14 protein-coding genes are annotated in these 20,691 nt (G+C 53.8%); 7 read left to right on the top strand and 7 right to left on the bottom strand.

Annotated features, from left to right (window positions below; genetic code table 11):
• Positions 1–7 precede the first annotated feature (7 nt).
• Both J0L72_07300 and J0L72_07295 read left to right on the top strand, forming a co-directional pair.
• Entirely contained in the window at positions 8–1,303 is a 1,296-nt protein-coding gene (locus J0L72_07300) for a peptidylprolyl isomerase (protein ID MBN8690587.1), read from the top strand.
• A gap of 146 nt (positions 1,304–1,449) precedes the next feature.
• On the top strand, positions 1,450–2,400 hold the full coding sequence (locus J0L72_07295) for a MoxR family ATPase (GenBank protein MBN8690586.1): 951 nt from the start codon (positions 1,450–1,452) through the stop codon (positions 2,398–2,400).
• Here the strand turns inward: J0L72_07295 and J0L72_07290 are convergent.
• Together J0L72_07290 and J0L72_07285 are read right to left on the bottom strand one after the other, a co-directional pair.
• Positions 2,397–3,239 (bottom strand): M55 family metallopeptidase, encoded by an 843-nt coding sequence (locus J0L72_07290; protein ID MBN8690585.1) that lies wholly within the window; start codon positions 3,237–3,239, stop codon positions 2,397–2,399. The two genes, J0L72_07295 and J0L72_07290, sit on opposite strands and share 4 nt — an antisense overlap.
• A 15-nt stretch (positions 3,240–3,254) precedes the next feature.
• Positions 3,255–3,776 (bottom strand): hypothetical protein, encoded by a 522-nt coding sequence (locus J0L72_07285; protein ID MBN8690584.1) that lies wholly within the window; start codon positions 3,774–3,776, stop codon positions 3,255–3,257.
• Positions 3,777–3,808: 32 nt separating this feature from the next.
• Here J0L72_07285 and J0L72_07280 point away from each other — a divergent pair, with 32 nt between their 5' ends.
• Both J0L72_07280 and J0L72_07275 read left to right on the top strand, forming a co-directional pair.
• The gene (locus J0L72_07280) at positions 3,809–4,975 is read left to right on the top strand and encodes a DnaJ domain-containing protein (GenBank protein ID MBN8690583.1); all 1,167 of its coding nucleotides are present in this window, start codon (positions 3,809–3,811) and stop codon (positions 4,973–4,975) included.
• A gap of 156 nt (positions 4,976–5,131) precedes the next feature.
• A complete protein-coding gene (locus J0L72_07275) occupies positions 5,132–7,027 on the top strand; it encodes a matrixin family metalloprotease (GenBank protein ID MBN8690582.1) in 1,896 nt (631 codons plus the stop codon).
• Between the two features lie 72 nt (positions 7,028–7,099).
• Here J0L72_07275 and J0L72_07270 read toward each other — a convergent pair whose 3' ends face one another.
• Positions 7,100–8,974, bottom strand: coding sequence for a 1-deoxy-D-xylulose-5-phosphate synthase (locus tag J0L72_07270; GenBank protein MBN8690581.1), 1,875 nt, complete (start codon positions 8,972–8,974; stop codon positions 7,100–7,102).
• 236 nt (positions 8,975–9,210) lie between these two features.
• On the opposite strand from J0L72_07270, the gene J0L72_07265 reads away from it, so the two are divergent.
• Positions 9,211–10,497, top strand: a complete 1,287-nt coding sequence (locus tag J0L72_07265) for a TolC family protein (GenBank protein MBN8690580.1) — start codon at positions 9,211–9,213, stop codon at positions 10,495–10,497.
• Between the two features lie 69 nt (positions 10,498–10,566).
• The gene (locus tag J0L72_07260) at positions 10,567–12,318 is read left to right on the top strand and encodes an efflux RND transporter periplasmic adaptor subunit (GenBank protein ID MBN8690579.1); all 1,752 of its coding nucleotides are present in this window, start codon (positions 10,567–10,569) and stop codon (positions 12,316–12,318) included.
• Here the strand turns inward: J0L72_07260 and J0L72_07255 are convergent.
• Both J0L72_07255 and J0L72_07250 read right to left on the bottom strand, forming a co-directional pair.
• Positions 12,315–14,564 carry a UvrD-helicase domain-containing protein gene (locus J0L72_07255; GenBank protein MBN8690578.1) on the bottom strand — a complete coding sequence of 750 codons (2,250 nt, stop codon included), beginning with the start codon at positions 14,562–14,564 and terminating at the stop codon, positions 12,315–12,317. The two genes, J0L72_07260 and J0L72_07255, sit on opposite strands and share 4 nt — an antisense overlap.
• Positions 14,552–17,407, bottom strand: a complete 2,856-nt coding sequence (locus J0L72_07250; protein ID MBN8690577.1) for a hypothetical protein — start codon at positions 17,405–17,407, stop codon at positions 14,552–14,554. The genes J0L72_07255 and J0L72_07250 overlap by 13 nt, the downstream gene beginning before the upstream one ends.
• On the opposite strand from J0L72_07250, the gene J0L72_07245 reads away from it, so the two are divergent.
• Positions 17,388–18,017 (top strand): hypothetical protein, encoded by a 630-nt coding sequence (locus J0L72_07245; protein ID MBN8690576.1) that lies wholly within the window; start codon positions 17,388–17,390, stop codon positions 18,015–18,017. The genes J0L72_07250 and J0L72_07245 overlap by 20 nt on opposite strands.
• On the opposite strand, the gene J0L72_07240 is transcribed toward J0L72_07245, so the two are convergent.
• Together J0L72_07240 and J0L72_07235 are read right to left on the bottom strand one after the other, a co-directional pair.
• Positions 18,010–18,801 (bottom strand): hypothetical protein, encoded by a 792-nt coding sequence (locus J0L72_07240; GenBank protein ID MBN8690575.1) that lies wholly within the window; start codon positions 18,799–18,801, stop codon positions 18,010–18,012. The two genes, J0L72_07245 and J0L72_07240, sit on opposite strands and share 8 nt — an antisense overlap.
• Positions 18,798–20,681, bottom strand: a complete 1,884-nt coding sequence (locus J0L72_07235; GenBank protein ID MBN8690574.1) for an APC family permease — start codon at positions 20,679–20,681, stop codon at positions 18,798–18,800. Before J0L72_07235 ends, J0L72_07240 begins: the two co-directional genes overlap by 4 nt.
• Positions 20,682–20,691 lie beyond the last annotated feature (10 nt).

Raw genomic sequence — 20,691 nt, 5'->3', positions numbered from 1 at the left:
ATAGGCTATGCGAATCTTCGCGGTTTTCTGCCTGATGGTCTCTTTGATCCTTGTCGGTTGTGGCGGCAACGATGCGTCACCGACGACGCCCACCTCACGGGTCCAAGTAAATCTGGCAACTCCATCTGTGAACCTGAGCCCGAGCGGCACATTCACGTTTTCGGCGTCAGTTACGGGTACATCGAACACGGCCGTCAATTGGAGCGTAACCGGTGGCACCAGCAGCGGTTCGATCACCAGCGGAGGCGTCTACACGGCGCCGGCCAGTCCCGGACAATACCGAGTTGTAGCCACGAGCGCTGCCGACCCAGGAGTCACCGCGACCGCAACGATCACCGTTCAGAGCGGAGTCAACATCACGCTCAGCCCGCAAAATCCAACCATCAAACTGGGCGATGATGTCACATTCACCGCCGCCGTCACCGGAACAAGCAATCCAAATGCGGTGATTACGGTTCAAGGAACTGGATCGGGAGGGACGATTACCGGAGCAGGCGTTTACACCGCGCCCGATACACCTGGCACCTACACGATTCTAGCCAAAGCCGCCGCGGACCTCACGAAGACCACCACGACCACCGTCGTCGTGATTCCTGGCACCGAAGTCCGAATCACCTCGCCAACTCGGCAGCTGATCGCCATCGCAGGAAGCACGGTTGACTTCAAGGGCAAAGTAGTTGGCAACGTCAATAAGAATTTCACATGGAGTGTGGTCGAATCCGGCGGTGGCACGATCACCAGCAACGGCGTTTGGACCGCACCAACTACGGCCGGAACCTACACCATCAAGGCAACTAGCACTGCGGACAGCACAAAGACGGCAACCCAGACAGTCAAGGTCGTCGCCGCCGCGAAGTTGGTGCTCTCTATCGAAGGTCGTGGCGACGTCGAGGTTGATCTCAATTCGGTCGCTGCACCGCTGACTTGCGCGAACATCGTTAGCCTGGCCAACAAAGGCTTCTATGATGGAATCAAGATTCACCGGGTCGAGTCATCGCTGATACAAGGAGGCGATCCGCTCACCAAGACTCTTCCATTGAGTGATTCACAGATCGGAACTGGCGGTCCAGGGTACACGATTAACTTCGAAAACACGGGAATTTCCCACGTCCGAGGGGTGATTTCAATGGCCCGACGAGACGGCGATTTCAACTCGGCAGGTAGTCAGTTCTTCATCATGAAGAGCGACAATACGACCTACGATGGACAATACGCCTCATTCGGCAACGTGTCTGTTGGGCTGAGCATCGTAGATGCAATCGGCGCAGGGGACGTGATTACGTCGGCGGTGATTACGGAATAACGAGGAGAGCATCCTTGCTCAAACCAAAGTTACCAACTTCCTGTTCCCCTCACTACAAATTATGAACGAACCGAGCGGGCTTTTGGTTTCTGTTTACCGAAAGCTCGCATCCTTGCGGGAGCATTTCACGTTCTATACTGCAAGATATGTCACGAATCGCGCAAGTTGCTGAATCTATCCGTACCGAGGTTCGAAAAGCGGTTGTTGGCCAAGATAAGCTGGTTGACCAGGTTCTGGTCACGCTGCTCGCCAACGGTCACGTTTTGCTTGAAGGAGTTCCGGGTGTCGCCAAAACCTTGTTGGTTCGAGCCATTGCCCAAACCCTAGGGCTGCAATACTCGCGAATCCAATTCACGCCAGATTTGATGCCCAGCGACGTCGTCGGCACCAATGTATTTGACGCTCGCAAGGTCGACTTCACCCTGCGAACTGGTCCGATCTTCGCCAACGTTCTGCTGGCGGACGAGATCAACCGAACACCGCCCAAAACTCAATCCGCGCTTCTTGAGGCCATGGAAGAGCGTCAATGCACCATCGATGGCGAGCGCCATGCACTCCCGGCCCCGTTTCTGGTGTTCGCGACTCGAAATCCGATCGAATACGAAGGCACCTACCCGCTTCCAGAAGCGCAACAAGACCGATTTTTGATGAAAGTCCTTGTGGGATATCCGTCGAGAGAAGAGGAAATCGAAGTCATTCGACGCTTCCATTCTGGGTTCCGGTCGCAGGATTTGGGCGCGGTCGGAATTCAAACGGTCACAAACGCCGAACAGCTCATCGAACTTCAGGCCGAGGCAGCACGCATCCAGATGGATGATCGAATGTTCAACTATGTTTACGGAATTGTGGCAAGCACTCGGGACAATCATGAGATTCAGATCGGTGCCAGCCCACGCGCTAGCTTGAGTTTGGTTGCTTGCTCAAAGGCACTCGCCGGCATTCGCGGTCGAGACTTTGTAATTCCTGACGACATCAAGGAAGTCGCGATTCCGATTCTGCGCCATCGTGTGCTCATCCGAGCCGATGTTGACACACAAGGTATCACCGTCGATGATGTGATCCAGGATATCTTGGACGCCCAAGAAGTCCCGCGTTAGACGTCGGCGCTGCGCCCCATCCCGCCCATGGCGAAGACCATCCAGGCCATCTGGTGGGCGACGGCGTAACTGTCTTCCTCGATCTCGAGGGTGTACGCATCTCGCCGAACCACGCCGGGGATTCTTGCTGCGAAGTCCGCTTCCTCCGACCGGTTGAGTTCGATCACGATCTTTGTAGGAGATTCGGGCAGCCAAGGGTCAAGCATGCTCGCCTTGTTCACGGCTTCAAAGGCTCGCTCCTCGATCAGCGCGGCAGCGTCATCTGGATGCATCAGTTCGCCCATGTACCGACCAAACCCTTCCTTTACCTTTGCGGTGACCACACCATGCAAGAGATCTTCTGCCTCCAAACATCCTGCTCGGTCGCTCGTGACGAGGACGATCGGAACATCGTAGCATCCCGCGACGCCTGCACTGAGCGCGATCTCACCACACGGCTTGTCATTGATCCACATTCGGTGGACGTTGCCGGTGATCGTGTGCTCCATAATGCCGCCCTGGGTGCCAGCCATTGCGTGGTAACCCACCAGCATCGCCGCCATAAACGAGCGATCGATTCCCGCCATCATGCCCTGGGTTGAGGCCCCAAAGCCGCTGATCAACCTAGTGCCTGGCTCCAGCATGTCTGCCAGCAAGTTCTTTGAATTTCCGTGGCTATCTTTGACCACAACTTCGGTCGCGCCCGCTTTTCGCGCACCGCGAATCGCAGCATTCACATCCGAGGTCATTCGCTCTCTCGCCCACCGAAAATCGAAGTGGTCGCCGTCTGGACGGCCGCATTGAGACCATGCGACGATCCCAGAAATTCCCTCAATATCCGCAGAAATAAAGACCTTCATGAACCGAGAAATAGGTTACCGCTTGTCCGACACCATAAACCGCGTCAACCGGAATCCATCGGGATACTCCGCCATGCCGAGGTTCATCGTGGCCTTTCCCTTCGTACACTGGATTTCAACATCGACGAAATACTCAATCCCCTTTGGCACTTCCTTTTGCGAACTCACATTTTTTACTTCGACAGTCGAGAAAGACTTTAGTTCACCCATTTCACGGTGAATTACTTCGAGATGGTCCGCGAATTTCGGATTGGTTTTTCGCAAATTTGGAGAGGCGTATTTACTGAATGTCTCCTTGTTCCAATCCGGCATCAATTCGACAACAAACGCCTTTGCAGTGTTCTTAACGGTGTCGCCCATGCGATACACCGCCCACAACGAAAGCCCGGTGTAGCCGATGAAAAGCAATGAGATGACGCCAATTGCGATGAGTGCCGCCGAAAAAAGTCGCTTCACATCATTCGAATACCCGACCGCATCGCTGATTTGCAGGGAGATATCAGGATTGTCACCAGTTTCGTTAGAGATTGACGCCAAAAGGTAGCTTTTGGGGCTCCTCAACTTCCATAATGACCCTTGAACCGGTGGCTAGTCTTTACGAAATTCTTGGAGTTGACCCGAAAGCGAAATCGCAGACGTTGAGGAATGCCTACCGTCGATTGGCTCGGAAGTACCATCCAGACATCAACCCAGACCCCGTCGCACACGAGAGAATGGCCCAGATCAACATGGCCTTCGAAACTCTGAATGATCCTTCGCGACGGATGGAGTACGATGCCACATTATTCGGCACACCCGGCATCACTGCAGCTGCAGTTAAGGCCGCCGAGCAAACCCGAGATTCGGTCAGCGTTCGACTTGTTCAGAAGCTGAAGGACCACCGAACACCGATTTATTCTTTGGCTTTTGAACCGGACACAAACCAACTTCTGTCCAGTTCGTTCGATAACCAAATACTTTGGTGGGGGAAGGATTTCCAAGTTCGCAGGTCTTTGCGCCTCGAAGGTGGCGTCGTCAACGTCGTGCACCCGATTGGTGACGACAAGATCGTCGCTGCAGGCTGTAGCGAATCGCTTGTTTCGGTCTGGCAGATCAATAGCGGCGAAGTTATTAGCTGGCGCAACAGTCCCTTAGAGTGGATTTGCTGCGTGGGCATTGCCCCAGATGGCAGCAAAGTCGCGCTGGGTTCGATCCACTCCGTGGTCCAAGTCTGCCGAACGCCAACGGGCGACGTCGTGTTTTCGGGGAATAACCACGACCAGTCTGTAACAGCTGTCCAATGGTCACCCGACGGTAAGTTGCTAGCAACCGGATCTGCAGATGCGACCGTGAAAATTTGGAGTGCCGTGACTGGCAAGCTCTTGCACACGTTTACCGCGGTCCGTTCGACGGTGACTGCGATGGCTTTCAGCCCAGATTCGCGGATTCTCGCTGTCGCCGCAGTGGATCGATCCATCAGAATTTTCCGGCTCGGTGACAATGATTTGATCAAGACTTTCTTCGGTCATGAAAAGCCGATCGAGTCGGTCGCATTCCACCCAGACGGTCAGCTTATGGCGAGCGTCGGTCGCGATGGAGTCGTCTATCTCTGGAACGTCCTGCAAGGGCGTGGCCACGGAAAGATCGAGGCATCCGATCAGCCGCTTTCGACCGCTGCGTTCAGCCACACCGGCAATCTGTTTGCCGTCGGTGGGCTCGACAAAGTGATTCGGATTTACGAACTTAATTTTAAGTAAGCGTATTCCCTGTATTTTTGCGCGTTTTGCAAACTTCTTTTCTTGGGTGAGTCGGGGGGCTTTTTGCTTCGCGAACTAAATTCCCCTAATAGTCGTCCAACTGCGTAGCAAACTCGTGCGTTCTGGCACGAATGTTGCAGGTTTTGGAGAGAAATTATGTCCAAGTATTTGGTTTTAGCAAGCGTATTTGCTGTCGCTGGAGCGGTTGGTTTTCAACAACTGCTCGCTTCGAACTTGAAGTCCGCAAAGAAGAATGAGTGCATCAGCATGAATCCGAAGGATTATGATGCCAAGACTTTCACCAAGCTCGTGAAAGGATTCATGCAAGACCCTAAGGCAACAGGTCAGAACGCGCTGGCGGTCGCCTGTTTTGCTGAAGGCACCGATCCCGCTTACGTCGCCGCATTCCAACAGGCGCTTGAGCAATCGGCAGAAGGCGCATGGCCAGGTGCAGGTTCACGCTACTTCACCGGCACGCGATGGAATACTCCTCACGTCGCAAACGGTACCGCTGGTCAACCAATAACCCTGACTTGGAGCTTCGTTCCAGATGGAACTACCATCACATCCACCGGTGCCTCGGACAATGGCGGCGTGAGTTCTGGCAGCACACTGTTCGCAACAATGGATGCCGCATTTGCTTCGGCTGGCGGTCGAGCAACCTGGATCGCACAATTTGAAAAGATTTTCGCTCGCTGGAGCCAAGTCACTGGAATCACATACGTTCGAGTAACAAGTGGTGGTAACGACTGGGACAGCGGCGCATCATGGGGTACTGCTGGCAACGACACCACGATTGGCGACCTACGAATTTCGATGCGAAACATCGATGGAGCTTCCGGTTCCAACGTATTGGCATACAACTACTTCCCGCAGAGCGGTGACATGGTGATTGACTCATCGAACATCGCGAGCTATTCCAATGCTGCAAATGGATATCGATTCTTGCGAAACGTGCTTTCGCACGAACACGGTCACGGCATGGGAATCAACCACGTTTGCCCAGTGAACGCGTCCAAGCTAATGGAACCGTTCGTAAACACCGGATTCGATACGCACCAGCAAGATGATATTCGGGCTGCACAATCATTCTATGGTGATCCGTATGAGCCAAACAACAACGTCGCTGAAGCAACTGTAAAACCAGTGCTGGGTACCTACTCTTCCGCAAGCGGGCTGGTGAACTTTGGCAACATCCCATTAAATCCATCTGCTGGACAACCAGATCCGATAAATACGTCGATCATGAGCCTGCACCCGAACGGTCCTGATGTCGACCTTTATCGATTCACGGTAACGAATCCGACTAGTGTTGTGTTCACCACGACTCCTGTTGGATCGACATACCTAAACGGCCCGCAAAATAGTAACGGTTCTTGTACCGCCGGTACCAACTTTGACGCGCTCAATGTTGCAAATCTCAACGCGACGTTGCTCGGAACAGACGGTGCTACAGTGCTGTCTTCAGCCACCGACACCGGAACTGGCGTTGCAGAATCAACGGTAGCCCGCACACTTGCTGCAGGAACTTACTTCGTGCGAGTTAACTCGGCGGCGGTTTCCTCGACCCAAGGTTACAAGTGCTCATTGAATTTGCGAGCCCCGCAAGCAATAACGGGTGCACTGAACGTTGGTCCATTCGGACGGCCAATGAGCAGCATTGGCGCAACAGCTCAGTTCTTTACACCTGGCGGTACCACACCACTCTTGACGGTTCCTCTGACCTTCACGAGCGGCACGAACTACCTGAACAATATCGTCGGATTGAACGCCGGCACTTACGACATTCGATTCAATGCCCTCCACTGGTTGAGCAACCGAGTCAACAACGTCGTTGTCCCAGCGTTTGGCAGCTTTACGCAGAACGTAACTTTGCTCAACGGCGACTGCAACGGTGACGAAGAAGTCGGAGCAAGCGACTTTGATACCGTCGTGGCAAACTTCGGCAACTCGTCAACATCAGGCACCACAGGTGACGTTGATGGTGACGGTGAAGTGGGATCCAGCGATTTTGACATCGTGGTCGCTAACTTCGGCGAATCCGGAACCTAATCGGTCTCCCATTCTAAAATAGTAAAGCCCGGGTGCAATCACCCGGGCTTTCTCTTTAATCATTTCAGCGGTTTACCGCCGCGATCCGGACTTGATGAGATCACGCGCATTCGCCGCGATGGTCAAGTCGTCCAGCCCGAGATCGCGAAGCAGAATCGGCTGAGGACCATGCTCCACAAACTTATCGGGGATCGCCATGAGAACAGAAGGGACACTTCCAAGCTCGTTTTCGATCATCCAATCACGAACTTGCTGACCAAATCCACCAATCCGCACATTCTCTTCAACCACGATCAACCGCCCCGTTTTTCTCACCGAATTCAAAAGCAATTCGGCATCAAACGGCTTTAAGAACCGAGCGTTGATCACTTCAGCCGAAATACCCTCAGCATTCAGTAGAACACCGGCTTGCCAAGCGGGTGAGACCATTGAACCCACCGCCAGGATCGTGACATCCGAACCTTCGCGCAGGACTTCGCCCCTTCCAAATTGAACCGGAGTGCGCTGTTCGGGCAATCTGTCATCTCCCGCGCCGCGAGGATAGCGCATCGCGGATGGGCCCTTCTCATAGCCCGCCATCCAAAGCGTCATTTCCCGTAGCTCGGTGGTGTCGCGTGGCGCGACCAGGGTCATATTCGGCATCAAACTAAAGTAGCTAATGTCAAACGTTCCGTGGTGAGTCGGCCCGTCATCACCGACGACTCCCGCGCGATCCATGAAAAATCGAACTGGCAGCTTTTGGATGCAGACGTCGTGGAGAATTTGGTCAAATCCGCGTTGTAGGAACGTGGAATAGATCGCGCAGAACGGTTTTACGCCGCTCGCAGCCATTCCAGCGGCAAGCGTCACCGCGTGCTCTTCGGCGATTCCAACATCGACATATTGGTTGGGCAGAGTCTGGCTGAATTTTGTGAGCCCAGTTCCATCGGGCATCGCCGCCGTAATGACCATGACCTTTGGATCGGCGGCTGCCACTTCTTCGGCTGCGGCGCCAAATGCCTGGGTATAGGTTGTCGGTCCGGCCGATTTTGAAATCTGCCCGGTTTCCATGTCAAACGGCGTCACACCGTGCCACTTTCGACTGTCGGTTTCGGCAACGTCGTAACCCTTACCTTTCACCGTCATCGCATGTACGAAAACAGGCATCTTCAGTTCGCGGACGTTCCTAAAAATCTCGACCATCACTTCCAAGTTGTGACCATCAATCGGACCGATGTACTCAAATCCCATCTCTTCAAAGATCGTGCCCGCTTCTTCCGGGGCAAAGTAGTGGGTCAGTCCATGGCGAAAACCAGCAGCCATTTTTTCGACTGGTCCACCAATTCCTTTGACAACCCGCTTCGCCTTGTGCGCCATGTCCTGCAGGTCAGGGCGAGCTCGCAACCGAGTGAAATACTGCGTCATCGCGCCAACATTCGGTGCGATCGACATTCGGTTGTCATTCAAAACCACCGCAAGTTGAGTGTTCAAATCCCCGGCATGGTTGAGCGCTTCCCAGCACATTCCGCTACAAATTGCGGCGTCTCCGGTGACGGCGACAACGCGCTCAGTCCCTCCGAGTTGGTCTCTCGCCATCGCCATTCCGAGAGCAGCGCTAATCGCAGTACCAGCGTGGCCCGCACCAAATACGTCGTGCTCATTTTCCTCTCTCTTGAGGAATCCACTGATCCCCTTGTACTTTCTGAGCGTATCGAATCGGTCCAGCCGACCCGTGAGCAACTTGTGAGGATAGGCTTGGTGTCCAGTGTCCCAAACGACCTTGTCCGGAGGAAGTGAGTAGGAGGCGTAGAGAGCGACGGTCAGCTCCACCGTGCCCAAATTCGAGCTAAAGTGCCCTCCGGTCTGACTCACCCGAGAAACGATTGCTTGCCGAACCTCATTGGCGACTTCCTTTAGCTGGGTCATGTCCAGCGAATGAAGTTCCACTGGGTTCACAACTTTGGACAGAAATTCGAAATTTTCCAAATCAATCGCTTCCTATACTTGGTACGAGAAAACAACCGGCGACGGTGCACGGTTCCACATCCCTCGCTCGCTCGTCATAGAGTCCTACGTGTTTCTAGGACCATTGTTCCTATTCTGAACGGAAGTGTGACAGTTTGCTGGAACCTGAAACCCACCCTTACCGTAGCCAATGAAGGAGTCCTGGAGTCCTTTTCTCCGAAGAGATACACTAATAGCTTATGAACCTGCGTTCCATTCAAAAATCGGTGCCTTTGGCGATGATTCTTCTGGGCAGCTTTTCAGTCGCAAACGCTGCAGAATTGAGTCTCTTGGATGCAATCCAACTCGCAAAGCAACGAAATGGGACCTTGAAGAGCGCGGAATTCAATGTACGCGGCGCACGGGCGAGCCTAGCTCAAACCAGAACTTCGCTATTGCCAAAGGTCACTCCAACGTTCAGGTACGACACCACCGACACCGAGCGGTTTACAGGTTCTCTCGGCGACACTCGCACAAGTGGGTCTTCCTTGGACATCACCGCCAGCTACAGAGTGCTCGATAACGGTTCGCGCAAGTACAACATTCTCAGCAACAAGGCGAACCTGGCCGCTTCAGAAGCACAGCTGATTCAGACCCTGCGATCAACGCTCTTTTCGGTGATCCAGAAGTACTATGAGGCCCTGCGGGCACAGGAGCTTTTCAAAGTTCAAAAGGCGCAGCTCGACCGTGCCACCCTGATTTTGAATCAGACCAAAGCTAGGGCCGAAGTCGGCGACATCGCTCGCAAGGACATCCTCCAGGCCGAGGCCGACCAGCTCAACGCGCAAGTTGCACTTCTACAGGCCGAACAACGCGTTCGAACTTCTGTGACCAGCCTCAAAGCCGAAATCGGTTGGGAGCAAAAGGAATCTCTGGAACTCGCCGGAACTTCAGAAGTGGCCTATGCTGACCCGACATTCACATTGGACCAAGCCAACGAGATGGCTTTGAGTCAGCGCCCCGACCTAAGCGCAAGCCGAGCCCAACTCAAAAGCAGCGAAATGTCGGTCCGCTTGGCCCAAGCACAAGCAGGGTTTGACTACTCTGTCGATGCGACCTTCACCCGGTCATTTGCTCGCGATGTTTTCAATCGCAGTGCCATTGGGCTAGCCATCAGCATCCCGCTTTTCGATGGTGGAGCCAGCAAGCTCGAAGTCGCCCAACGCAAATATTCTCTCGAAGCGGCCAAAGCTCGGTATGTACAATCCGAGCGCGATGTTCTCGCCGAAGTCGAGCAGGCTTACACCAACTACACCCAGAACCAACTGCGGTTGAAGGCGGCGAACGCTGCACTAGCCGCAGCACGAAAGAACTTTGAAGCGGCGGTTAAGGCGCAGAGCCTTGGCGCAGCGGCATTGCCCGAAGTCGTGCAGGCTCAAACAAGTTTGGTCCAAGCTGAAGTCAACGCGGTCGAAGCGATCTACGATTCACTCATCAGTGATTCGCAATTGAGGCTCGCCGTCGGGTTGCCTTTGGCGGGCGAGTAGCAAGTTCAAAGGAACTTAATATCTTCCTGACAACGTAGTCTCTTGCGGGACTCCGCTCTTCGTTACGTTATGAATCAAAAGGTTGGATATGGCATTGGCATCGTTGCGCTAATCGGTGCAGGATATTTCATTTGGGGTCGCGCTGGTTCGACCGCTTCTGACCTTCAATACAAGTACGAAAAATCGGAAAAAGGGGAGCTTGTCCGTTCGATTTCTGCGACAGGCGTGCTCATTCCACTGACAACTGTCGACATTCGATCCAAAGCCGGTGGAAAAGTTGAAGAAATTCTCGTGGATGAAGGCGATGAAGTCGCCGCTGGTCAACTTCTAGCAAAGATCGATCCTGAAGACACACGCGCGACCGTAGACCAAGCTCAGGCCGACTTGCAATCAGCACAAGCACGAGCCGCCCAAGCTGGATACACCTTAACCCTGGAGCAGAAAAACCGCCGAAATGCGGTCAAAGATGCGGAAAACGCGCTTGAAATCGCCAGAATTCGACTAGCGCGAGCAGAAACAACTGCGAACACTCAACCCTCCTTGACCAGTTCGAGCCTAGCAAGCGCACGCGCCGATCTCGCCACCCAAGAGCAAGCAATGCTCAACCTCAAGAACGTCGAGATCCCGAGATTGCGCGCCGATACCAAAGCAGCCCTCGACCGGGCGAACTCAGATTTCAATAACGCTCAATCTGAGCTGGCCCGCCAAGAGGACCTCTACAAGCAAGATTACATCTCCAAGAGCACGCTTGAACGCGCTCGAGCTGCGCTTGTCACCGCTCGCGCCAGCCTCGAATCTGCCCAACAAGATGCGAAGACGCTCGAACGAGACATCGAGAGCAAGATCAAGCAGCAAGAAGCTCGACTGCGCCAAGCTGAAGCGTCGGTGCAAACCGCCTTGGCAAACAAGACTCGAGATGCCAACACCACCAATGATTTTGAAGAAGCCAAGCGCAACTACCGCCAGGCACAACTGAATCTCGAACAGGCAAATCAAGAGCTGCTCAATGTCGATATCCGGTCGATGGATCGTCGCTCTGCCGCTGCCAGCACTGTTAGAAGCAAAGTCGCGCTCAACAACGCACAGATTCAGCTAGACAGCACCATCGTCAATTCGCCGCGAGATGGGGTGATCACCAAAAAGTACCTTGAGGCTGGGACCATTATTCCACCTGGCGCGAGCGCTTTCAGCCAAGGCACCGCGATCTTGCAACTCAGCGATACCACGCGAATGTTCGTCGAATGCTCGGTGGATGAAGCCGATATTGCCGAAGTGAAACTCGATCAAGCCGTCCGCGTGACGCTAGAAGCATTTCCGGGCCGCAAGCTCAAGGGCAAAGTCACACGAATCAATCCGGCCGCAGAAACTAACCAGAACATCACCGCGATTCGCGTCCGAGTGGAGCTCACTAAAGAAAAAGGGATCTCTCTCTGCCCGGGAATGAACGCAACTTGCGAATTCCTTACCTTGGAAAAGAAAGACGTGATCATCGTGCCGCAACAGGCGATCAAGCGCGAAGGGGACAAAACCTACGTGCTCGTCAAAACCAACGATAAGCCCAAGCGCGTCGATGTCAAAATCGGCGAGCAGGGCAACGAAGGCGTGGAGATTCTTTCGGGATTGGAAGTCGGCGTCGAAGTCGTGACGGCAGAAATCAACCTCGCTCAAATGCGCGAAATCCAAGCTCGAATGCAAGAAGTCCAGCAAGGCGGTGGACTCGCCGGCGGTCAGCAAGGCGGACGCACCCAGAGCCGCGCCAGTGGCGGTGGAATGGGCATGAGCGGTGGCGGAGGCTCCGGCGGAGGCTCAAGAGGCCGCTAAGCGTTTTCCTGCGCCGGATTGAAATCTAATATCTGGATCAGCCCCGAGGGCCACTCGGGGCTTTTTGCCAATTCATAAACGGACTTGGCGATGCAGTTCGAACTTTGCTCTTTTCCGATTTGAGGAGATTCGGAACCCAAGAGACAAAGCCGATTGATGGCGCGCGTCATGGCAACATACATCAGCCGCAACTGCTCACTCTTCTCTTTTTCGACGTATCGTGACCGCAACCACGTGTAGAGCTTTTGCTTATGGCCTTCTAGATTCATCGCGACGATCCCAGTGTCTTGGTCAGCGAGAATTTCACTCGTTCTCGAATTCACAGCCTCAAAGGTGCAGGGCACGACAACCGTATCGAACTCCAATCCTTTCGCTTTGTGAATGGTCATGACGTTGACGGTGTCTTCATCCATGTCATTCGCTGGCGCATCACCTTCGTCAGTAACATTTCGCAGCCGACGTACCATCTTGGCGAATTCCATCGGCCCCATCTTTCGATCGTCAACCGCCAACCCAAACACCTTTCTGATATTTGCGATCGGCTGATACGGCTCTGGAAGCTTCGCGACCTGGGCCAGATAAGGCGACTCGCGTAAGATCTCGGACAGTGCCTCCCAAGCGCTCAGCCGATCCGCATATAGCGAAAGCGGCTCGAACCACTCTCGAAATCGATCGAGTTTCTCCTGGTCGTCCTCATCCTCTAGTTCCGCGGTCTCAATCACCGATCTCAAATACGAGTCCTCGCGTTGACGCTTGTCGGCGAGCATCACGAGCGAATCCAAACTGATGCCGACAATCGGTGAGCGCAAGACACAAAGAAGCGCGTAATCCGCATCAGGATTGGTCAATGCTTCCAGTGCGTTAGCCAGATCGAGCACGTGCTGGCGTTGGAACAGCTTCTTTCCTCCGCCCGCCAGTTGTGCGTTCACACCCAATTTGCGCAGCTCTTTCACGATCATCTGCCCTTGAATGTCCTTTCGGACAACGACGGTGACCTTTCCTGCGTTCACACCGGATTGAATGAGGTTCAGAATCCCGTCCGCGACCACAGCCGAAGAAAATCTCCGCGATTCCCAAATCTGAATCTCACCCGGTTGGCGCACTTGACTCATCATCGGCACATATTCTTGGCCCCAATGCTCGGCAAACAGTCGATCAATGAATCCTAAAACGCCTTCCGAAGTTCGGAAATTTGAACTCAAACTCAAGGTGTAGCTATGACGACTGTACTCTTCAAACAATCGATAGTCTGCTTGTCGGAACCCATAAATGCTCTGTTGCGGATCTCCCACAAACATCTGCGAGTCGAGTTTTAGTGCGTTCAGCAATCGGTATTGCACCGGATTTAAGTCCTGTGCCTCGTCCACCAGAATCGCTTTAAATTTCGCGTTTACACGCGTGCGAGCCGACTCGTTGTGCCGCAACATATCGCTGCACCGACGCTCAAGTTCTGGAAAATCGAACTGCTGCAACCGCTCCATTTCAGTTTCGATCTGCTTCCAAACAGCGAGCACGATCTGCATGAGCCCAACGGTGAGCTCGACAGAATTCCGCTCCAGCTTCGCGTCTGGTGTGTCGTCTTCCAGTGATCGTTCGTATTCCGCGGCGACCTGGCCGAATTCCATCGACCGGAGCATCTGAATGGCATAAGAGGAGAAGCTCTCTGGCGTGCGGTAAATATTCTCTAGTTCTTCCCGAGAAATCAGACCGGTACGCAGTTTGTCGAGTAGCGACGTCACTTCCTTCAAGATCGCGGCATGAACACTAGGTCCGATGTTGTAACCCCGCTTGCCGGCCTGTTTGGCGATGTATTTCTCGATTTGAGGGCGCGAAGCTTGTTGTGGCAACAGCACCGCACTCAGTGACGATTCGATCAGCGGCTTACGCACACTATCCTTCATCACCTCAAAGCCAGGATCAATGCCCGCACTCACCGAGTTTTCACGCAGCAATTTTTCGCACAAGCTGTCGAAGGTTTGGATGGGTCCGGTTTCAGCCGATTGTGCTTGGGCGTATCTTCCCGCAGATTTGAGCGACCGGATGATACGCTCCTTCATCTCTGCGGCAGCCTTTCGAGTGAACGTGACCGTCAAAATCTGCTCCGGTTCGATCCCGTCCTCGATCACGAACCGCAAATATCGGTCGACCAATACCCGCGTTTTGCCAGAACCCGCGCCAGCACGAACGGTTAATCTGGGCTCTTGACTAACGACAACAGCGCGCTGTTCTTCGGTCAACTGGGCCACGTCGCACCCCCAGCTTGGAGATCAAAATCGTTGTGTTCGCGCGAAACTCGGCACAATTCTCCGAACGCACAGTTTTCACAATGCTCTCCTGGAGTCGCGACCATGTTTCCTGTCTCCAGCCGAAACGTCGCTCGGTCGAGTTCTTCTTTCAAGAAATCAAGCAACCCGCGAGTATCGACCGGTTGTCTCGTGCTCAGGTGCCTTCTGGAATTTGAGGCTAAGGCAACACCATCTGCCTTAATGAAAGTCAACGCCAAGCGTCCACCAGAAGACAGATCAAGGTCGAAAATCTGACTCGAATTGTGGGTTTTGGAAAGTGCATACAGAATTGCAATCTCCAGCCAAACACCGGGAGACTTCTCGAAACTAGCGCTCGGATTCGGTTGAAAAAACCGATGAATCACCAGATAAGGCCCGAGTTCAGAAATCCCGTCGACGTTGGCTTTGAACTGAATTTTGGTATTTCCGATCTTGAGTGAGGGCCTAAACACGGGGTGGTCGAGCCCCACATTTGACTGTGCGGGTTCGAGTTTCCATAATTCTCGAGCGGCAAATTCAGTCTCAACCCATTGATCGATTTGACGCATGGCCGTCGCCTCGATCAGTGATTCTTCCCATTTTTCGATCTCGGTGCTCCGGTCGGCGATGGACTGGCTCAGCGCAGCTTCGAGCGCAGCTCTCGCTGTATCCGCGTCCGGTTGGGATCGCAATTGTGCCATCGCGGGCAACCGCCGAAGGAGGCTATTGATCCCTTTCGACTTGGGATGAATCCCGAGCCGGTATCGCGCATTCGATTTGAACAAGCACTCCGTCGCATCCACTACCTCTCGAACCTCGATTCGAGATTCAAAATCTGGGCGCACGATCTCCCTGGCGGCCTCGGACTTGAGTCTCTCCACCATATGGTCTTCCCGTGGAAGGGCTAGCGCCTCCGCGATCCTCAGGTCGGCATAATTTCGGCATTCGCTCGCTTGCGGAACGAGCTCCGCTCTCGTATAGGAAGAAGTTGAGATCGCATCACCGACCAGCGCCCGAATCTCGCTGAGGTAGCTCGCCGGGACATTGAGCCTTTCTTCATCTGCGCGGGGATAACTCAAGATAAGCTTTTGCTTTGCTGCCGCGCAAAGCCGAACGAATGCATCACGCTGTGCTCTCGCCTCGAATCCGGAGTCTAGCAGTGGAAACTCCAATCCTAACGCTCTCGTCAAGCCCGCTCGCTCCTCATCGCTGAGAATTGGGTCCTCCGTACGTCGCTTCGGCATCACCCCTTCCAGCATGCCCATGACGATGACGATGTCCGCTTCGCCAACTTCTGTCGACTTGGAGACCACCCGAATCCCTCGCCGATCGGTCGGTGAAATCACTTCTTCACGATCCCAAAGCCGCGCGCAAATCCCTACAAATTCGCTGAAGGTGATCTTTTCCTCGGCCTCAGCGTCGTAGGTGGGCGCGTACTCTGCCAGCGATCGCATCATCGCCATCTGAGCGCGCTGATCGTGCGATTGCTTTTTGCTGACTCCGTTCTGCGCGTTTCGCTCGATCACTTCAATCCGGAAAAAGTCATCGAGCATTCCGTGCCATTCCGGCATCGAATAAGGCTGTGAAATTGACTTTGCACGCCAGCGCAAAAGCGGCCATAGCCAAGGCAACAACTCGGCCATTTCATCGGCAGACTTTTCAATCGCGGCCCAAGATTCATCGCCTTTCCGAATGGCGTCGTGAACCGCGTCGGCCAATCGTAACCGGGCTTCTCGGGTCGTGGGGAAATAGCTTGAGGTCGCCAGCTGAATCAGCGACTTGGGGTTGTACGCACTCAATGCCTCCAACACTTTCATGGTGAGGCTCGCAAATCCGATAGTCAGCAACGGCATCATGTGCCGTGCGTCCAGCATCAAATCAAACCGCCTGGCGGTCGATTTTAGATAAGGCACATAGGTTTCTTGATCCGATGCGTGTATGGCAATCCGGTGCGGCAAAACTCCTTCTGCAATCGCCTCTTGGCACTTACGCAAAGCCCACTCTGCCTCTGAAAGAGCATCGGGAGCGTCGAAAATTTCAACTGCCGGTGGGTCGGCCTTTTTCTCTGATTGGAACAGACCTTCGGCCCAAGAATCCGCACCGAATCGCTTTGGCTCGGTACCAAAGCTCTTGGCGATCAACCGGCTACCCTCAAACACACCGTCAGATTTTTCGAGAACCACGTGTACTCGAACGCCATGGAGCGACAGTTTTTTGAGCAATTCGTGGTAGATCGGACGGACTTCGGAATTGGTGAGGACGACTAGAATCTTGAAGTGCAGCGGGCGCAAAAACTCTTCTGAAAGCAGAGCCCGAGCGCGTTCGTAGGGCTGGATGCTTCCGACCTTTAGCATCAACTGACTGACGGACTGATCGATCTCGGCCAGCTCTAACAGCTTCTGCCCTTCGGCCCCAGGAATCGACTTTCCTGCAGCAACCAATTTATCAGCGTCGATCCCCCAATGGTGCAGTTCCCGCAATGTCTCCGAGACCGACTCGTGAAACCCCGCGAAATCTTTGCAATTCTTAAAAACTCGGGTGCGTTCGAGACGGTGGCAGGCCACCTCATAGGCTGCGAGAAGTCTTCCCCTAGAAGCCAGATTGCTTGTCGGAATCCCAACATCCATGCAGATTCGCCCGAGAAGGTCACCAAAACTTAGTAGTTCAATGGACTCGTCCCCTACGCCAAGGCGATGGGCAACCGCAAGCGATGAGTCGTCAAAGGCGGTGACATAGCCCAACTCGTCTGGGAGTTCATCCAGAAGCCGCTTTAAGCTCTGGGGATCAGGGGATATCGAGGAGATCTTGAGTGCGGACCGAGGCATGGTGCCGTGTTCTGAGTATTATAACTTTGTGGCGGCGCGGATTTGGTCAGGAACTAAGAAGATACTTGGCAATCTCATTCCGGCAGTCTTTAGTCTACCATTCGCGGCGATTGGGCTCATCCAGTTTCGCCCTGAATCTCCATTGGCTCTGAATCCAATTCTCTGGCTGGCAGCATTTCCGGTCGTCGGGGTGATCGCTCTCAATTTCACAGGACTCTTCGGCAACAGCTCAATGCAAAACGAGCTTGGCAAACGCTGGGGAAGGATTCATGGCGCGCCGAAGGGCGAATTGAACTTCATTGGCTTTGCCCATCCGAACTTTAGGAGCATCTGGGATCCGCATCAAGAGATCGGATTCTTGGTGATCAACGAAGATCACCTGCTCATTTTCGGTGAGAATGAAGAATTCAAAATCGAAAAGTCTTCTATTACCGATCTACGATTCCGGTCGAATGCGCATAGTTGGATCGGCTTGGGCCGGTTTATCTGCATCGAAGCCGGGCCATCAACGCTTTACATCGAACCCAGAAAGTACCAGTCGATCTTGAAAAATAAGCGTCACGGCGCTACGCTTCTTGAACAGTTGAAGCAGTGGCGAGCAGCTAGCTGACCGGCCCGCGGATAAAGATCACAGCCGACTTCACCTTCGCAAGAACCGAATTAACGACCTTGCCTGCATTCTCCGTTTCGTCCCGGCACTCCGGCACCCCGATCAACACGTGAGTCCCAGGGTGCTCTTCGAGAGCCGAAGCGATCGCCGAACCGAGGTCACGACCTCGTTCAAGGAACATCTGGTGGTGCACTTCTCGCGAATCCAAGAGGTCTTCTGCAGAGTTCAGCGCTTTCAGAGCTGCTTTTTCTTCCTCCGGCATCGGCGCCTGCAACGGCATATCCCTCGGCACAATCAAAGGGTAAATCGCATTCACTCCAGCCTTCAAACTCTCCGCGAGTTCGGCTGCAGTTTCGATGACGTACGTATCGCAAGCCGTCCCGTTGAGTACCACCATGATCGAAGTCTTTGGCGATCCCTTGCCCTTCTTTTCGTGAGATTCCTCTTCGTATCCGAGCAAGTCCAGCGAGGCTCTTGCTTCCTCGACGGTATTTACAATCGGCAGCTGCGAGCGCACGTCAGGCACGCTTTTCAGAACGGTCATGACGTGCTCTGGAACAGCGGCGACGATAACCCGGGCGTCGTGGTCATGGATGTATTCCATGACGGATCGAAAAGTGTCCGCGCCGAACTGGTTCATGCGCGAAATCTGGCTCACGTCGATCACGACTCCGGATGGATGTCGCTTCAGCGTGAGAGAAATCGCGGTCTGCAGAGTCTCCCAATGGTTCGACTCAATGGAGCCTGAGAGGATAATGACGTCTTCGTACGATTCAACAATCATTTCAAGAAGTACCTAACGTTGGTAATCACGACATTTTTACGTTGCCCGAGCGCGATTTTGAGAGCGATCGCCACATTGTTGTGAAGGAATCGGTGCCACCACTTGCGCGGGACAGCTTCCGGCACGATCACGGTGATGATCTGGGTCGGATCTTCTTCCAAGGCCTCATCGATGTACTCAATAATCGGCTCAATCAGCGAGCGATAAGGCGATTCCAAGATCACCAGCGGAATTTCCGAACCAAATCGATCCCAATCGTCTTTCACGCGCTTGACTCCTTTCGGATCGAGCGTCACGTGTACTGCGCGGACGTCGTCAGCCAAAGATTGCGCATAACCAATCGCTTGCAGAATGCCCTTGTGCAGCCTTGGCGTCATCAACAGCACGGTCGTGCGCGCCTTTGGAACGGCGTCTTCAGGCGTGATTTCCAATTCGCCCGCCAGGTACTTGTAGTGCTTCTTGATCTGGGTGAACATGAACAGGACGATGCCGATCGCGATTGGTACCAGCCACGCTCCATCGTGCCACTTCGTCGCAGTGATAATGCCGGTGATCACGAGCGTGATCGTTCCGCCAGTCGCACTCAAGAGAACATTCGTGAACTTCTGCTTGTGCTTCTTGGCATGGATCGCCATTCCGAATTGGCTCAACGTGAAGCTCATGAAGACGCCGATGGCATAGAGTGGGATCAGCTTGTGCGTATCGCCGCCAAAGATGAAAATCAGGAATCCAGCAACCAAAGCGAGGATGATGATTCCGTTTTGGAATACCAGTCGGTCGCCTTGGCTACTGAGCTGGCGAGGCAGGTAGCCATCCCGAGAAATCAAGCTGGCAAGCCGTGGAAAGTCAGCGAAAGCGGTGTTCGCGGCGAGGATCAAAATACCCGCCGTCATCACCAGCATCGCGTTGTAATAGAACATCCCAAACGGCGTATTTGTTGGGAACACGTTCGCAACAATCGACGCGATAACCGTCTTAAAGCGCGGGTCAGTGACATCTTCGATTGGGACGATGTGGAACTTCTCTGCGAGAAAGCTGCTACCGATAAAAAGGAATGCCAGGATTGCCGCCATCCACCAAAGCGTGGTTGAGGCGTTCTTGCTTACAGGTTCCTTAAACGCCTGAGTACCGTTGGAGATCGCCTCGATACCGGTCAACGCAGTACATCCGCTACTGAAGGCTCGCGCCACCATAAAGATATATGCGAATGAAAGCATCTGATAGTCTGGCGGCACTTTTGAACGTGCCTCGATTACCTCTTGAGGAATCGGCGCCGGTTGCTTGAAGAAGATGCCGTAGACGATGACAACTCCGAGCAACAGGATAAAACTGTAAGTTGGAATCGAGAAAATTGCGCCAGATTCCTTCGCTCCTCGCAGGTTCGCAATCGTGATCACTGCAACCGCAAAGATGCCCATGTGGACGATGTACGGCGATAGCGCTGGATTGATCGAAACGATCGCAAGAACACCAGCGGACACCGATACCGACACCGTCAAGATGTAGTCGATCAGAAGTGAGGCACCAGCGACTTCGCCCGGGAAGCTACCCAGATTCTCCTTGGCAACTGTGTACGAGCCTCCGCCGCCTGGATACGCGTAGATCGTCTGCCGATAGCTCAGCGCAACAATCGCGATGAGCACACAAATCCAGATCGAAATCTCGAATGTCTTGTGGAGGAATGCCGGTCCAAACCCAGCCGACGCACCGATGATCATGAACACGCGCATGATTTCTTCGGTGGCATAAGCACAGGAAGAAAGCGCGTCGCTCGCAAACACCGGAAGGGCAATTCGCTTTGAGAGTCGCTCGTTGTGCGCGTGCTTGGTGGCGATGGGTCGCCCGAAAACGAATCGTTTAAATTTTGAAAACCCGCCCATATTCTCGGAT

The organism is Armatimonadota bacterium (assembly GCA_017303935.1).
Taxonomy (GTDB): domain Bacteria; phylum Armatimonadota; class Fimbriimonadia; order Fimbriimonadales; family Fimbriimonadaceae; genus JAFLBD01.
The sequence above is the reverse complement of the archived record's forward strand: the minus strand, read 5'-3'. Positions and strand labels throughout refer to the sequence as shown.

Bases quoted from the DNA above. Each gene is read 5' to 3' on its own strand.
- J0L72_07300 (MBN8690587.1), top strand. From the start codon at position 8: ATGCGAATCTTCGCGGTTTTCTGCCTGATGGTCTCTTTGATCCTTGTC.
- J0L72_07295 (MBN8690586.1), top strand. From the start codon at position 1,450: ATGTCACGAATCGCGCAAGTTGCTGAATCTATCCGTACCGAGGTTCGA.
- J0L72_07290 (MBN8690585.1), bottom strand. From the start codon at position 3,239: ATGAAGGTCTTTATTTCTGCGGATATTGAGGGAATTTCTGGGATCGTC.
- J0L72_07280 (MBN8690583.1), top strand. From the start codon at position 3,809: ATGACCCTTGAACCGGTGGCTAGTCTTTACGAAATTCTTGGAGTTGAC.
- J0L72_07275 (MBN8690582.1), top strand. From the start codon at position 5,132: ATGTCCAAGTATTTGGTTTTAGCAAGCGTATTTGCTGTCGCTGGAGCG.
- J0L72_07265 (MBN8690580.1), top strand. From the start codon at position 9,211: ATGAACCTGCGTTCCATTCAAAAATCGGTGCCTTTGGCGATGATTCTT.
- J0L72_07260 (MBN8690579.1), top strand. From the start codon at position 10,567: ATGAATCAAAAGGTTGGATATGGCATTGGCATCGTTGCGCTAATCGGT.
- J0L72_07250 (MBN8690577.1), bottom strand. From the start codon at position 17,407: ATGCCTCGGTCCGCACTCAAGATCTCCTCGATATCCCCTGATCCCCAG.
- J0L72_07240 (MBN8690575.1), bottom strand. From the start codon at position 18,801: ATGATTGTTGAATCGTACGAAGACGTCATTATCCTCTCAGGCTCCATT.
- J0L72_07235 (MBN8690574.1), bottom strand. From the start codon at position 20,681: ATGGGCGGGTTTTCAAAATTTAAACGATTCGTTTTCGGGCGACCCATC.